At 42.7% G+C, this 14410-nt stretch carries 17 protein-coding genes, 1 tRNA gene and 1 other RNA gene; 16 read left to right on the top strand and 3 right to left on the bottom strand.

What is annotated here, in order from left to right; all coding sequences use genetic code 11:
• The first annotated feature begins 27 nt into the window (after positions 1–27).
• From nrdD to PXH68_RS09335, 8 genes are all read left to right on the top strand, one after another.
• Positions 28–2199 carry an anaerobic ribonucleoside-triphosphate reductase gene (gene nrdD / locus PXH68_RS09370; RefSeq protein WP_248027816.1) on the top strand — a complete coding sequence of 724 codons (2172 nt, stop codon included), beginning with the start codon at positions 28–30 and terminating at the stop codon, positions 2197–2199.
• Positions 2200–2405: 206 nt separating this feature from the next.
• Positions 2406–2540: a hypothetical protein gene (locus tag PXH68_RS09365; RefSeq protein WP_044687968.1), complete on the top strand. Its 135-nt coding sequence runs from the start codon at positions 2406–2408 to the stop codon at positions 2538–2540.
• Between the two features lies 1 nt (position 2541).
• Positions 2542–3888, top strand: coding sequence for a bifunctional metallophosphatase/5'-nucleotidase (locus PXH68_RS09360; RefSeq protein WP_248027814.1), 1347 nt, complete (start codon positions 2542–2544; stop codon positions 3886–3888).
• Position 3889: 1 nt separating this feature from the next.
• A complete protein-coding gene (locus PXH68_RS09355; protein ID WP_248027812.1) occupies positions 3890–4381 on the top strand; it encodes a GNAT family N-acetyltransferase in 492 nt (163 codons plus the stop codon).
• A gap of 15 nt (positions 4382–4396) precedes the next feature.
• Positions 4397–4969, top strand: coding sequence for an anaerobic ribonucleoside-triphosphate reductase activating protein (nrdG, locus tag PXH68_RS09350; RefSeq protein ID WP_248027811.1), 573 nt, complete (start codon positions 4397–4399; stop codon positions 4967–4969).
• 166 nt (positions 4970–5135) lie between these two features.
• Positions 5136–6038 carry an ABC transporter ATP-binding protein gene (locus PXH68_RS09345; protein WP_248027809.1) on the top strand — a complete coding sequence of 301 codons (903 nt, stop codon included), beginning with the start codon at positions 5136–5138 and terminating at the stop codon, positions 6036–6038.
• A 2-nt stretch (positions 6039–6040) separates the two neighbouring features.
• A complete protein-coding gene (locus PXH68_RS09340; protein WP_248027807.1) occupies positions 6041–7273 on the top strand; it encodes a hypothetical protein in 1233 nt (410 codons plus the stop codon).
• Positions 7264–8346: a hypothetical protein gene (locus tag PXH68_RS09335; protein WP_105106735.1), complete on the top strand. Its 1083-nt coding sequence runs from the start codon at positions 7264–7266 to the stop codon at positions 8344–8346. Before PXH68_RS09340 ends, PXH68_RS09335 begins: the two co-directional genes overlap by 10 nt.
• Before the next feature lie 210 nt (positions 8347–8556).
• Here PXH68_RS09335 and PXH68_RS09330 read toward each other — a convergent pair.
• The 3 genes from PXH68_RS09330 to PXH68_RS09320 form a co-directional block, all read right to left on the bottom strand.
• Positions 8557–8629: transfer RNA gene (locus PXH68_RS09330), tRNA-Lys, on the bottom strand.
• Positions 8630–8636: 7 nt separating this feature from the next.
• A non-coding RNA gene (gene ssrS, locus PXH68_RS09325) (6S RNA) lies at positions 8637–8830 on the bottom strand.
• Positions 8831–8932: 102 nt separating this feature from the next.
• On the bottom strand, positions 8933–10207 hold the full coding sequence (locus PXH68_RS09320) for a replication-associated recombination protein A (RefSeq protein WP_248027805.1): 1275 nt from the start codon (positions 10205–10207) through the stop codon (positions 8933–8935).
• A 73-nt stretch (positions 10208–10280) separates the two neighbouring features.
• Between PXH68_RS09320 and PXH68_RS09315 the strand changes: the two genes are divergently transcribed.
• The 8 genes from PXH68_RS09315 to PXH68_RS09280 all read left to right on the top strand — a co-directional run bounded on the left by PXH68_RS09315 (position 10281) and on the right by PXH68_RS09280 (position 14348).
• The gene (locus PXH68_RS09315; protein ID WP_248027803.1) at positions 10281–10751 is read left to right on the top strand and encodes a DUF3013 family protein; all 471 of its coding nucleotides are present in this window, start codon (positions 10281–10283) and stop codon (positions 10749–10751) included.
• Between the two features lie 120 nt (positions 10752–10871).
• Complete coding sequence (locus PXH68_RS09310) at positions 10872–11033, top strand: hypothetical protein (RefSeq protein ID WP_053866472.1); 162 nt, start codon at positions 10872–10874, stop codon at positions 11031–11033.
• Between the two features lie 12 nt (positions 11034–11045).
• Positions 11046–11909: a replication initiator protein A gene (locus PXH68_RS09305; protein WP_053866477.1), complete on the top strand. Its 864-nt coding sequence runs from the start codon at positions 11046–11048 to the stop codon at positions 11907–11909.
• Between the two features lie 357 nt (positions 11910–12266).
• Entirely contained in the window at positions 12267–12605 is a 339-nt protein-coding gene (locus PXH68_RS09300) for a hypothetical protein (RefSeq protein ID WP_053866473.1), read from the top strand.
• Positions 12602–12916 (top strand): YdbC family protein, encoded by a 315-nt coding sequence (locus PXH68_RS09295; RefSeq protein WP_079739438.1) that lies wholly within the window; start codon positions 12602–12604, stop codon positions 12914–12916. Before PXH68_RS09300 ends, PXH68_RS09295 begins: the two co-directional genes overlap by 4 nt.
• Positions 12917–12921: 5 nt before the next feature.
• Complete coding sequence (locus tag PXH68_RS09290) at positions 12922–13146, top strand: hypothetical protein (RefSeq protein WP_053866474.1); 225 nt, start codon at positions 12922–12924, stop codon at positions 13144–13146.
• A gap of 21 nt (positions 13147–13167) precedes the next feature.
• Positions 13168–13899 (top strand): type IV secretion system protein, encoded by a 732-nt coding sequence (locus PXH68_RS09285; RefSeq protein ID WP_053866475.1) that lies wholly within the window; start codon positions 13168–13170, stop codon positions 13897–13899.
• A gap of 44 nt (positions 13900–13943) precedes the next feature.
• Entirely contained in the window at positions 13944–14348 is a 405-nt protein-coding gene (locus PXH68_RS09280) for a lactose transporter (RefSeq protein ID WP_079739439.1), read from the top strand.
• Positions 14349–14410 lie beyond the last annotated feature (62 nt).

The following is a 14410-nucleotide window of genomic DNA, read 5'->3' as shown; positions in this document are numbered from 1 at the left end:
ACCAGTGAAAAAATGGAGGCCAGTCAGATGAATGTGCGAGAAAACGACTTAGAAACCTTGGATTTGGTTGTCTTGAAACGAGATGGTCGGACGGTGTCTTTTGATGAGCAAAAGATTTTTTCTGCTCTTTCGCGGGCCAATCAGGAGTTAGAACACCCAGTGTCAGAGGCTGGTTTGCAGCTGGTTTTAGAGGCAAGCTTGCAAGAGATTGGACGCCGTTTTACAGGCGATATCCAAATTTATGAAATCCAAACCATTGTGGAGCAGGAGTTGCTCAAGGCTCATTTGTATGAGTTGGCAGAGCGGTATATTCAGTACCGGACCCAGCGGGATTTCCGTCGGCATCAGGCGACCGATATTAACTTTGAAATTCACAAGTTGCTGAGCAAGGATCAGGCCTTGGTCAATGAAAATGCCAATAAAGATGCGGATGTGTTCAATACCCAGCGGGATTTGACAGCAGGGATTGTTGGAAAATCCATTGGCCTCAAACTCTTGCCTGCCCATGTGGCCAATGCTCACCAAAAAGGTGATATTCATTATCATGACTTGGATTACAGTCCTTACACTCCCATGACCAACTGTTGCTTGATTGATTTCAAGGGGATGTTGGCTCAGGGCTTTAAGATTGGGAATGCGGATGTGGAGAGTCCCAAGTCGATTCAGACGGCTACGGCACAGATTTCGCAGATTATCGCCAATGTATCCTCTAGTCAGTACGGAGGTTGCTCAGCTGACCGCATCGATGAGGTGCTAGCTCCCTATGCGGAACTCAATTACCAGAAACATTTGAAGGAAGCAACAGACTGGGTTTTGCCAGACAAGCAGGAAGATTATGCCCGTGCCAAGACTCAAAAGGATATCTACGATGCCATGCAGTCTTTGGAGTATGAGATTAACACCCTCTTTACGTCCAATGGGCAAACGCCGTTTACTTCGCTTGGTTTTGGCCTCGGAACTTCCTGGTTTGAACGGGAAATTCAAAAGGCCATTCTCAATATTCGTATCAAGGGTCTGGGTCGGGAAGGTCGTACAGCTATTTTTCCAAAGCTGATTTTCACAGTCAAGCGGGGCTTGAACTTGGAGCCTGATTCGCCAAACTATGATATTAAGCAGCTGGCAGTGGAGTGTGCAACCAAGCGGATGTATCCAGATATGCTGTCTTATGACAAGATTATCGAGCTGACCGGCTCCTTCAAGGTACCAATGGGGTGCCGTTCTTTTCTTCAAGGTTGGAAGGATGAAAATGGCCAAGATGTGACATCTGGTCGTATGAACCTAGGTGTCGTGACCGTCAATCTGCCACGGATTGCTATGGAGTCTGCAGGAGCTATGGATAAGTTCTGGGAAATCTTTGCAGAACGCATGGCCATTGCCCAGGATGCCTTGGCTTATCGTGTGGAACGAGTAAAAGAGGCGACACCTGCCAATGCACCGATTTTGTATCAATATGGGGCTTTCGGCAAGCGACTGGCCAAGACCGATGCGGTGGATGAGGTTTTCAAAAATCGCAGAGCGACCATTTCGCTGGGCTATATCGGACTTTATGAAGTGGCGGCAGTTTTCTACGGTGGTCAGTGGGAGGCTAATCCAGAAGCCAAGGACTTTACGATTGCCATTATCAAGCGGATGAAGGAATTGACAGAGGCTTGGTCGGACCAATACGGCTATCATTTCTCTGTTTATTCGACCCCGTCTGAGAGCCTGACGGATCGTTTCTGCCAGTTGGATACGGAGAAGTTTGGTCTGGTTGAAAACATCACCGACAAGCAGTATTACACCAACTCCTTCCACTACGATGTTCGGAAAAATCCGACTCCCTTTGAAAAACTGGACTTTGAAAAGGTCTATGTAGAGGCAGGTGCCAGCGGTGGCTTTATCCACTACTGTGAGTACCCTGTCTTGCAACAAAATCCCAAGGCCTTGGAGGCTGTTTGGGACTATGCCTATGACCGTGTGGGCTATTTGGGCACCAATACTCCGATTGATCATTGTTACGCCTGTGATTTTGAGGGGGACTTTGAGCCGACAGAGCGTGGTTTCAAGTGCCCAAACTGTGGCAATAGCGACCCTAAAACAGTTGACGTGGTCAAGCGGACCTGTGGTTATTTAGGAAATCCGCAGGCCAGACCAATGGTCAAGGGTCGACACAAGGAAATTATTTCCCGTGTCAAACACATGAATGGGTCTAGTTTATAAAGAATGGACATGAGGGCTTCCGTAGTTTTGAGGAACTACGGAAGTTTGTTATAATAGTGGAAACAATTAATAGCTCTGCTATTTCATCGTCATCCAGTTTATCTTTTATTATGTCGTTAACTCGCTTTGCCGTACGCCAGTACTGCCTACAGCTCGTTGCCTAGTACTAAAAGTAAACTGAACGACTACATAAAAAGGAGAAAATAATGGGAAAATACCAATTAGACGACAAGGGCAAGGCCTTGGTGGCACGCTATCATGAGAAGCATTCCAATGTCAAACAGGACAAGAAGGCGCGTGTGCAGGAATTGCTCAAGCAAGCCAAGAATAAGAAAAAATAATATGGACTTTACAGATATCAGCATTCTCCATACCAACGATATGCATTCCTACATGGAGAATTTTCCAAAGAAGGCACAGCTGATTGCGGATATTCGAGCTCGTAATGAGCAAAAAAGGGTTCCGACCTTTGTCTTTGACAGCGGCGATCTTTTTTCGGGCAATATCTTTTTCAATATGTACCGAGGGGTCAAGGAAATCGAGCTAATGAATCAAATTGGTTGCCAGGCCATGACCTTGGGGAATCATGAATTTGACCATGGAGATGAGTTGCTCAGTCGCTTGGATGACTTTGCCCAGTTTCCAATTGTGTCTTCTAATCTCTGCTACCGTGACGAGGAGGCGGCTGATGAATTGGTGCCGCTTGAGGATATCCTTGAGTTTGATATGAATGGGAAAAGCCTCTATGTCCTCGGTTTGACTACCTTGGAAACCCAGGAGGTTGCGTCACCGTCGGAGAATGTGATTTTTGAAGACCATAGACAAGCTCTGCGGCGATTGGTGGATCAGATTGTGAGTCAGAATCCCTCGGCTCATCTGGTCGTACTCAGCCACCTAGGCTATGATGAAGATGTGAATCTGGCCAAGGATTTCCCTGAGGTCAATGTGATTTTGGGTGGGCATACTCACACAATCTTGAAAGAACCAACTCAAGTAGGGAGCGTCAGCATTTGCCAAGCTGGTCAATACGGTCGTTTTGTCGGTCATCTATCCCTGCGGTGTTTTGCAGACGGGCGACATGAAGTCCTGGCCTATGACTTGATTGAGGTGGAGAAACTGACCCAAGAAGACAGGGCGGTCAAGGCCATTATCGACCAGATGAAATCGGAACGTGACGCAGCTTTTTCCAAACCGATAGCGACTTTACCTCAGGCGCTAGACGGAGAGCGGGATAGCATCCGTCAAGGCCTGTCCAGTCTAGCTCCTGTCATCTGTCAGGCTCTTTTTGAGCGGGCTGGTCAGTTGGGGTTGCAGGCGGACGGTGCGGTCATCAACGGCTTTGGCATTCGGGCCTCCTTATCGGCGGGACCGATTTACTACTCAGACTTGGTTAAGGTCTTGCCCTTTTCCAAACGTGTCCTTCTGGTTGCTATCAAGGGCAGTGATTTGGTGGCTAGCTTGCAGACCGGCCTCCACCCTCAGATGTGGGGCATTATCCCAGACGGTGAGGGTTTTATGGTCAATGGCAGAGCAGTCGAGCCAGACAAGGTCTATCAGATTGTGACCAATTCTTTTGTCTGGAGCGGCAAGGACAACTATGATGATTTTCACAAGGCAGAAATTGTGCAGGACTTGGGACTGGATAGTGACATCATCAGCGAATTTTTCAAGAGACAATATGGAGGCTAGTATGGAACTAAGAAGACCGACTGTGGCGGATAAGGAAACGATTTTGGATATGTTGGCCGAGTTTGAAGCAGCAGGCTCTGCTATGGACGGAGGCTTTATCTCCAAAGATGTGGACTTTGAAGACTGGATTTTGCGAAACCAAGATTATGAAGCAGGCCTAAACCTGCCAGACGGTTTTGTTCCTTCCATTCAATATGTATCATTTGACCAAACAGGTCGAGCCCTTGGTTTTCTTAGTTTACGCCTACGACTCAACGATTTCCTGCTCAAAAAAGGCGGTCATATTGGCTATTCCATTCGCCCGACCGAGCGTGGCAAGGGCTATGCCAAGGAACAACTGCGACTTGGTTTGCAGGAGGCGGCTAGTAAAAATATCACCAAGGTCCTTGTGACCTGCTCGACAAACAATCAAGCCAGTCGCTGCACGATTGTGGCTTGTGGCGGTAGCCTAGAAGACGTCCGCGAAGGAGTAGAACGTTACTGGATTGGCTAAAAGAAGGAGGCAGCTATGACGGAACAGACCTGGAACAATCCCAAACCAGGCGAGTGGAAGAGCGAGGAACTCAGTCAGGGACGGATTATGGACTACAAGGCCTTTAATTTTGTGGACGGCGAAGGCGTGCGATGCTCCCTCTATGTCAGCGGCTGCCTTTTTCACTGTCCCGGTTGTTACAACGTCGCTACCTGGTCCTTCAAGGCCGGCATTCCCTACACCAAGGAGCTGGAAGATCGCATCTTAGCGGACTTGGCCCAGCCCTATGTACAGGGCCTGACCCTCTTGGGTGGCGAGCCCTTTCTTAATACAGGTACGGTCCTCCCACTTGTCAAGCGAGTTCGGGAGGAATTACCAGACAAGGATATTTGGTCCTGGACAGGTTACACATGGGAAGAATTGATGCTGGAAACGTCAGACAAGCTAGAGCTGCTCAGTCAGTTGGATATTCTCGTAGACGGCCGCTATGACAAAAACAAACGCAACCTCATGTTGCAATTTAGAGGCTCATCCAACCAACGCATCATTGATGTGCAAAGGTCGCTCAAACAAGGACAGGTAGTTATTTGGGAGAGGTTGGAGAAATGATGGGTATTCATTTCATTTATTTCCCAGATACTTGGAGTGAGTAGCAAAATTAAGGTAAATAAAAGCATAGTTCTAGGGAGGCAGTTGCCTCTTTTTACTTGTCCTTCTGCAAAAAAAGATTATAATAATATTCAAAATAAATTATATTGAGAAAGTGAGGAAATCTATGTTAGTGGTGAAAATTGACCAGTTTTCTTACGGTAAAAAGCTCATTTTCAAAGATATTCATATGGAAGTCCCGTCCTCGAAAATCATCGGTCTGGTTGCACCTAACGGGACAGGGAAGTCAACCTTGGTTCGAATTATTTCTGGGCATATTACTGGATCAGGGATAGAGGTGAACTATCATGGAAAGAGCTATCAAAAGGACAAGCAATATATGCGTCAACAAATTGTAAAAATGCCTGACCAGGCAGATTTGTACGACGAACTGACTGGCTTACAGCACTTGGAATTTTATGCTGCCATGTGGGGAGTAGATGTCACTTATCCACAAGAAATAGTGACGGTCTTAAATATGGGGACCTATATTCATAAAAAAGTTGGGACCTATTCATTGGGAATGCGTCAGCGCTTGTGTTTTGCTTTGGTAGTAGTGACTCAGGCTAGCTACATGCTCTTAGATGAAGTCATGAATGGTTTGGACCCAGACAATGTAGAAATGATTTCAAGTTTATTGAAAGACTTGCGGGCCCAGGGAAAGACCATGCTTATTGCTTCTCACTTGTTAGATAATTTAGACAGTATTGCTGACAGTATTTACTTTATCAAGGATGGTCATTTTTCAGTTGTTTACCACCCCCAGGAGCAGGCTTTGGAAACCGTATTGCTTTCCTTTTCATCTAAAAATGTGGTGCAGGAATTTTTAGCCTTAAATCCACACTTTACTTGTGTGAATAATGAGGAATGTCAAGCTACTATTCAACTGGATGAGCTGGGGGGAAGTCTTTCTGATGTTTTGGATTGGGCAAGTCGCAACCTAGATGATGTGAGAGAGATAAAGGTCGGTCGAAAAGGTAGTTATCTCATATATAAGGAATTATATGGGACCGAGGAGGAGGGAGATTAGTGGTGCGGACTTTGAAAACACAATTCCTGCTCATCATCAACAATCGTTTATTGAAGATGCAGGCTATCGGAATGCTTCTATGCTTGCCAATGTTGATCTTGTTCCTTTTTAGCTCTTTGGAACATCAGTCGATTCAGTATGCTGAAGATGTAGCTAGACAGAGTGAATATGCGCAAGAAGATATAGAGTGGATGAAAACGACCTATGATGCGTCCTTGCAAGAAAAACATGCAAGAGAATTCCAGTTAGATAGTATGGTGGTACAAAAGGCAGAGTATTTTGCAAAGGGACAGTATGTCAGTTATCTACAAGAAGCAGTCAATAGCTGGAAATTATTTTTCTCCCTCCAGAAGGTGAGAGGCTACAATATAACGGAAAGTCAATTTCCTGCACTTCATTATGGAACAAATATGGCCTTTGATGATGTTAAACGAGCTACTTTAAACATCAATTTTGCTAGGCAAAGAGTGGCCATTTTCGAAGGAATGCTAGCTTCTACCAAGGAGGTTACAATCAATGAACTTGTTGGTATTACTGCCAGAGGGCAATTTTATCGCTGGTTGGGTCACGCAGGCCCTGAGGTTTTGTATCTGCCCCTATTTTTCCTGCTGACACTTTTGTTTTCAAGTCCCATTTTTTTAGATGATAAGCAACATGAGAGCCTCTTGGAAGTAAAACCGATTAGTCACTTGAAGTATTTATTGGATAAAATCATTAGTTACTGGTTGCTGATCAGCGGTTTTGAAATCTTCTTGCTAGCCATCATTCTTTTTGCTATCAGTAGCAGGTTTGGAGCTGGCGATTGGACGCTAGGCATTTTGACCTTCGTGGGGCAAGAAGAAGTGCAGATTTCTTCAATGGAGTTTTATGGAAAAGCAGTTCTATTTTTCCTTTTAATCAATTTTTTTCTGATTACATGTTTGGCTTCTTGCAATAAGATTTTCTCCAACAAGCCCCTGACGGTCTGTCTAAGTGGACTTGTCCTATTTTTAGAACCACTTTTGCGTTTTTTGCAGATAAACTTTTTGGGGCAAGATCTTCTCCCTAGTTATTACATTAGTTTTGGTCCAGTCTTACATGGTGTGAAAGATTATTTTTTCTATAGAGGAGATTTTTCGGTTGAAAAAGGATGGATTGTTCTATCTCTTTGGACGCTAGTTCTATTTACAATGATGTATCTTAGTGTTCTTGTAAGGGAAAGGTTTCGACAGGAAAGAGGGAGAATATGGGGATAACAAAGATAGATTGGAATTTCTTGTGTTCAAAAAATTTTATTTTAAAGGCAATGTTATCAATCGGCTTCTTATTTTTGCTATTTGTAGGCTATAGTCTTTTTTTCCCAAGTCCAAGTCCTCGAGACTTAGTTGATCGCCAATTCAAAGTAATGGATAGTTTAGTGACCATTTATAAAAGCGACACGGAGCTGACTGCTGAAAGAAAGGAAGAAATAAGAGAACAAACTAACCGTATTTTTCAAAATTATGCCCAAGAAGATATGGTATATGTTTCAAATGATTCGGTTGAAAAATTAGTCCCAATCTTTGAAGAGCGCCTGACATTACTGGAGGAGTATGAACAACTATTTCCAGAATATTATCAAGAATATTTGCCAGATAAGAAATATGTAGAGCAAGAATTTATGGTGGTGCAATTTCTTGTTAAGCGTCATCAAGATTATACAATTTATAAGCTCTATGGTCCCTTCTTTGAAAAACTCTTGATCTTTTTGGGTTATGGGGGCAGTCTGCTGATTTTTACTTTATTGACTGGCTCCTATTTTCAGAGAAAATATGCTCATTATACTTTGTTGGAAATTCTTCCTGTCACGAGAAAAAGAGAAGTTCTTATAGAACTCCCCTATACAATCGTATTGTTTTATCTATTTCCGACATCCTTAATTTTTTTGTATGCTGGGCTGTACTCCATTTTCATAGCTAAGACCAATCTGTTTACCTATCCCGTCTATCAAATGAGGACCGAAGGACAAGTATTATTGTCCATGGCTGAACTTTCTATCACCTATCTCTTATTTCCATTTCTATCTTGTTTATTGATTTATATTTTACAAGATTATTTAATCGGGTGGATGAAAGATAGTACGGTGACTACCATTCTAATTTATGCTATTTCACTACTGTCCATATGGAATAAACACTTTTGGTCACCCTTGTTCCACATGTTTCCCTTGCCGATTTTACAGTCGGATACAAATATGTGGCTAAGCCTTGTAATTCTTTTGATAACGACTCTTGTTTTGCTTATAGGGAGAGAATATTTGTCGGTTAGGTCATTCCTCTTTCCAAACTAGTATAGCGTCTAGGCTATTCTAGAGGGAGTACTTTGACTGCACTGTTTCTAACCTCTAGCGATCTCCCAGATAGTTGGAGTTAAAAGCAAACAATAATAACCAGTTGTCCTCTTTGCCTGGGCAGCTGGTATTTTTTGACCAAAGATGACCAAATAGACATTTTGACACGCAAAAAGCCTTGTAGAACAAGGCTTAGGAGATATATGAAAATCCTCCCTGTAGGGATCGAACCTACGACCCACGGATTAAGAGTCCGCTGCTCTGCCAGCTGAGCTAAGGAAGGGCAAAATAAAAATGCTGTATTGGTACCGGTTATTCAAAGATTGTATTGATCCCGCACGCTAAAAGCAGGTGGGTGACGTGTTTCTGACTTAGTTGCTTCTGGGTGAACCAGCCTGCATACTGTCAAAAGATCTTTGTCTCCCTAGTAATACAAAAATAGTCGGTCAACACATAGGTATGAATTCGTATACCACAGCAGTTCTTATTTATGATTTAATATTACCATATTTTTTGGAAAAATCAAGAGAAAATCGGCAAAAAATGTAAGCGGTGTCACAAAAACTGGTAACACTAGCTTTTGGGGCTAACTTTTCCCTTTCAGTTGTTTGATTTTTTCTTGGGTCATGCCCAAGGCACGCTCGTATTTGCCGGTGTCGTTGGCGGTGAAGTAGTCCGCATTCAGTAACGTATCGGGCAGGTATTGTTGGTCCACCCATTTTTCAGGATAGGCATGCGGATACTGGTAGCCAGTAGCATTTCCCAGCTCCTTACTACCAGCATAATGGCCGTCCCGCAGGTGATTTGGAATAGGCAGATGACCGTTTTTCCGCAAATCAGCCAGAGCTGCATCCATAGCTAGATAGGCAGAATTGGACTTGGGAGAAAGAGCCAAATCGACTACTACATTGGCAATCAAAATCCGTGCCTCTGGAAAGCCGATTTTCTGGGCGGCTTCAAGGGCCGTCACCGTATGAATCTGAGCCTCTGGATTGGCCAAGCCGATGTCTTCGTAAGCAATGACCGTCAAGCGACGAGCCAGACTAGGCAGGTCTTCCGCCTCAATCAAACGGGCGGCGTAGTGGAGGCTGGCATTGACATCGCTACCCCGAATGGATTTTTGTAGGGCTGAGAGGATGTCGTAGTGGGCATCGCCGTTCTTGTCCATGCTGATGTAGGACTTTTGCAGGCTATTTTCCACGGCATCCAGGTCAATGTGGCGGCTACCGTCGTCGCTTTCTTTGGTCGAAAGCACAGCCAGTTCTAGCGAATTGTAAGCAGCACGAAGGTCACCGTTGGTGGCATTAGCTAGGAAGTCCAGAGCCTCAGGCTCAATGGTAATAGGGAAGTCAAAACCACGTTCGCTGTCTGTCAGAGCCAGTTCCAAGGCTTGTTGGATGTGGCTGGTTTGCAAAGGCTGCAATTCAAAAATCTGTACCCGACTGCGAATGGCAGGTAAAATTGAGAAGAAGGGATTTTCAGTCGTTGCCCCAATCATGATGATATTGCCATTTTCCAAAAGAGGAAGCAGAAAGTCCTGTTTGGTCTTGTTGAGGCGATGAATCTCATCGAGCATGAGGACCAGGCCACCAGAAAACTTGGCTTCTTCAGCGATTTCCTGCAGGCGTTTTTGGTTGTCGGTCGTGGCATTAAAGGTCCGAAAGGCATACTTGGTCGTGCCAGCAATGGCAGATGCAATCGAGGTCTTGCCAATCCCCGGCGGACCGTAGAGAATCATGGACGACAGCATATTGGCATCAATCATGCGACGGATAATCTTTCCAGGACCGACCAGGTGTTCCTGACCGATGACGTCATCAATGGATTTTGGCCGCATACGAAGGGCGAGATTGGCTGGCATAGGCTTCCTTTCGTTTCTTTTGTTAGCTGAATATGGTACACTTATTATAACACAAAATCGAAAGAGGACTGACATGGCAAAACATGGCTTTTTAGATGTGCTGGAAGCGGCACTGGATAAACATTTTACCTACGATTATGAACTTAACTGGGACAAGAAAAACCACGCAGTTGAGATGGCTTTTATCTTGGAAGCACAGAACTCGGCTGGGGTTGAAACAGTAGATGACGAAGGCAATGCCTCTGCGGAGGATATTTTCCTAGAGGAGTATGTCCTTTTCTACAACCAGGACAAGTCTCGCTTTGACGAGGAAGACTACCTAGTCGCTCTGCCATTTGACGCCAAGAAGGGCTTTTCAGCTGAGTTTCTGACCTACTTCGCAGGTTTTCTCAAGGACACCGCCGATCAAGGTTTAGACGACCTCATGGACTTTTTAGCGGACCCAGAAGCCCAAGAATTTGCGATTGTATGGGATAGCGAGGCCTTTGAAAAAGGCAGAGCAGACTTGGTGGAGGGAGAATTTTACCCATATCCGAGGTATTAGGAGGCGAGATGACTGTAAGCTTGGGTATGTGTCCCGAATTGGGAGAATTGAATAAATATCATTAAGAGAACGTGAGAAGCGTTCTCTTTTGTTTTTTATCAAATCCCTAGGAGGTCTGAAATGTCACCTAAAGAAAAAGAATCACGTGAAGCTATTATTTCATTCTTGATGAAGCAAACAGGCTTAACACGACAAGAAACTATTACGAGCATTACTGAATTGGAATCTTTTGGACTGATTAGCTTTAACTCAAAAGGTGACTTCAGATTGAAAGAGGTATAAGTCATGAAAGAAATTCAGATGATTAGTGCTAATGAGTATCAAACTTCAGAACGTTTTTATGCACTACCTAAAATTCTCTTTGAGAGTGATTACTACAAGGAAATGAGACTTGACACAAAAGTAGCTTATTCTGTTCTCAAAGATAGATTAGCACTTTCTCTAAAAAACAATTGGATTGATGAAGCAGGTTATATTTATCTGATGTATTCAAATTCAAAATTGATGGAGATTCTTAGTTGTTCAAAATCCACCCTTTTGAGAATTAAAAAACAGTTAAATGAATACGGCTTGATTCGTGAGGTTCAACAATCTACAAGTAAGTCAGGAAACCTTGCTAATCGTATTTATCTTGGTCAATTACAAGATGACCCAACCGTTAGAAACGTTGAAAATGCTGGTGATTCCAGTTTTGAAACTAGGGGGGTGTCAAATTTAGACCAGGGGGGTGTCAAAAAAACACTAGGGGGGTCTCAAATTGAAACCAGGGGGGTGTCAGTTTCAGCCCCTAATGATACTGAACTTAGTGATACTGAACTTAGTGATACTAAATTGATTATTTCTGAGGACGAGGAAGAAAAAGCAATTCAAAATCCTGAAGAAAAAAATCAAGATTCACTTTCTAGAAAAGTTGATAAAGTGACCAAGTATGATAAAGACTATATTTGGGATTTGGTTTATGACCAACTACTCAAAGAAAATTTATCCCCTTCAGTTGCAGATTACGCTATGATTCATTTTGATAACCGCTATCAGTATGCTTTAGAAAATATGAAATTTGCCCGTTCATCAGAAATGGTTGCTGAGTACGTCTTTAATGGCATCATGTCAGAATGGAACCAAGCAGTTAGAAAACAACAAGCAAAAGGGGTGATCTGATGGAATTGATTTCATTACCTCTCATTATCGCAGGAGTTCTGACTTGGTTGTTCTTACCAGATTTCCTTTTCAGAAAATTCAAGAACAGAAAGAAATAGATACTTTGACCTGAGCAAGTCATTAAACTACTTGAGTTCATTGACAACTGAATATCCCCTCTGCCCTGATACAGCGTGACTATGAGATACAAAATTGGGGGCGGAGTGTAAAGCTAGTAATCTAGTCTCAGTCACACATTGCATTATCGCAGGTTTGCCGTTTTGACCTTAAACGGTGCGTATGAAATACGGATATAACCAAGGAGGTTATACAGCATGGGTGTAAATCAACCTAAATTTATTCGAGAAGGAGAAAAGAATGAATAAATTTAAAGAACTAGCAAACAATGACGTTTGCATAAGAGATTTAAAACAGTTAGGTCGTGAAGGTGGTGCTTCAGCCTATCTTGATACAGGTGAAATCATGGTATTGAAACCAAAGTATGGCACGGTCTCAAGAAAAGGTTATGTAGCAGGAAAGTCTATGACCGTTGAGTTGAAAGTTGAATATAAAGACGTTTTCTCAGCAATTCGCACGATTGAAAGAAATGGAATTTTAGTTGCGAGAAGATGTCGGTTCGGACTGACTAGCGTTCTTAGATTAACTGGTACAGGCTATCACCGCACTAGAAAACAAAAAACAGGAGGTAGTACATGACGGATTGGCAAGCAGAAAAAGGTTGGAAAGACCAACAAGACAAAAATCAGTCAAGCCGTCATCCAACAAAAGATAATGATGAGCCTATCCGTTTCAAGGTTGTAGAACATATTGCCACGTTATCAACCAGTGAAACAGGATGGCACAAAGAATTAAATAAAGTTTCATGGAATGATGCCGAGCCCAAATATGATATTAGGTCATGGAAAGATGACTATTCACGAGTAGGCAAAGGTGTCACACTTTTTGAGGATGAAATGAAAGTCCTCGCAAATGCAATACAAAACTTAGAAGAAAAGAAAAAGGAGTAATTCTTATGGCAACAGCAATTTATGTATTTCGTGTAGTTCAAATCGTAGTAGGTGTAACAGGTCTTGTATGGGTTCTTTCAGGAGCTCTTGACTTCTTCGGTGGTCGTAACAACAATGACTCAATGCGCCAAGAAAAAGGCTCAAACGGTATGGTCAATGGTGGTGCTATTGGTCTTATCGGTACTTCAGTTTGTCAAGCAATTATCGCTTTGCTTGGAACAATTAGCTAAGACTGAAAGGAGCTAGAGTGAATGGATAATATCACAAATTCTCTAGCTGAATATAGTTCAACAGTCAATCAGTATGCCGATAAAATCAATGGTGCATTATTACCAGTTGCATCCGTCTTGATTCTGACCTTCTTTCTCTTTGATATTCTGTCATGGAATAGAAGGTTAGGACAAGAAGGAGGAGGGTTGACAGCTCAACTTTGGATGGAAGTAGCCTTGGGATATATTATCGCCTTTATCCTGGTTTACAATATTTCAGAAATTTTTGATTTCATCGTATTTGTCTTTAATAGAGCTATTGCTCTTGTTGATAGTGTTCTTCCCAAAACAGCATATAAGGCTGAGGTTGATACATCAGGTGTCAGTGGTTGGATAATGAAGCAGATAGTCAAATTAGTTGGTTGGGCTGCAGAATTTGTTGGGAATGTTAGCGCTAAAATTTTAGTCTTTATGAGATTTTTCCAAATGTATATTTTGAAGGCTGTCTCACCACTAATTGTCGCTTTCTTTATGTCAGAGCAGACAAGACCTGTGGCTATAAATTTTCTAAAGCATTTTTCAGCTTATGCTTTTCAAGGACTCTTACTTGTCATTATAGTCAAGCTCTATCCTGCTTTAATTACAGATGATATGCTAAAAGCAGGGAGCGGTGATTGGGTGACAGCTTTTGCATCAATCGCAAAAAGCATTGTTTATATTATAGCTTTGTTTGGTAGCCAACGTTTGGCAAAATCACTCTTAAATGCCATGTAAAATCAATCAAAATTTGGTACAATAGACTGATAGGAGGTGAGGATATGTCAGAAACAAAATATCACTTTAAACGGGAAGGAAATCACGTCAAAGTGAGTTCTCAAGCAGAATTATCCGTTCAATCTATTCCAACTGAACCTATTACTTCTAAACAGGTAAAGCGTTCAATTTGGTCTAAAATCGGAGCATTCTTTGGTGTACTTTTTTCAGGAATCATGATGATTCTAGGATTTCTGATAGCAACTCCTTTCTTCATTCTAAGCGTATTATATCATTGGCTAGTTATGTTTATTGGGCTCTCAATTTTTTGGGTAATTGCTTTTTTTGCCTATCAAGTATTTATTTTAGATGCAGAAACAGCAGGGAATCCATTTGATTCGGGTTGGACTGTATTGGCACTTCTGATACTCGCTTTGATTGGTGCTATTATGTCAAGTTTGGCTGAATAGAAATAAAACTGAATATGTTGAACAAACACTTTGCACGGCAAGGTGTTTTTATTTTAGCTAGA

This window comes from Streptococcus sp. 29896, assembly GCF_032594915.1.
Classification (GTDB): domain Bacteria; phylum Bacillota; class Bacilli; order Lactobacillales; family Streptococcaceae; genus Streptococcus; species Streptococcus suivaginalis.
This window is presented reverse-complemented; position numbering and strand designations above follow the sequence as displayed.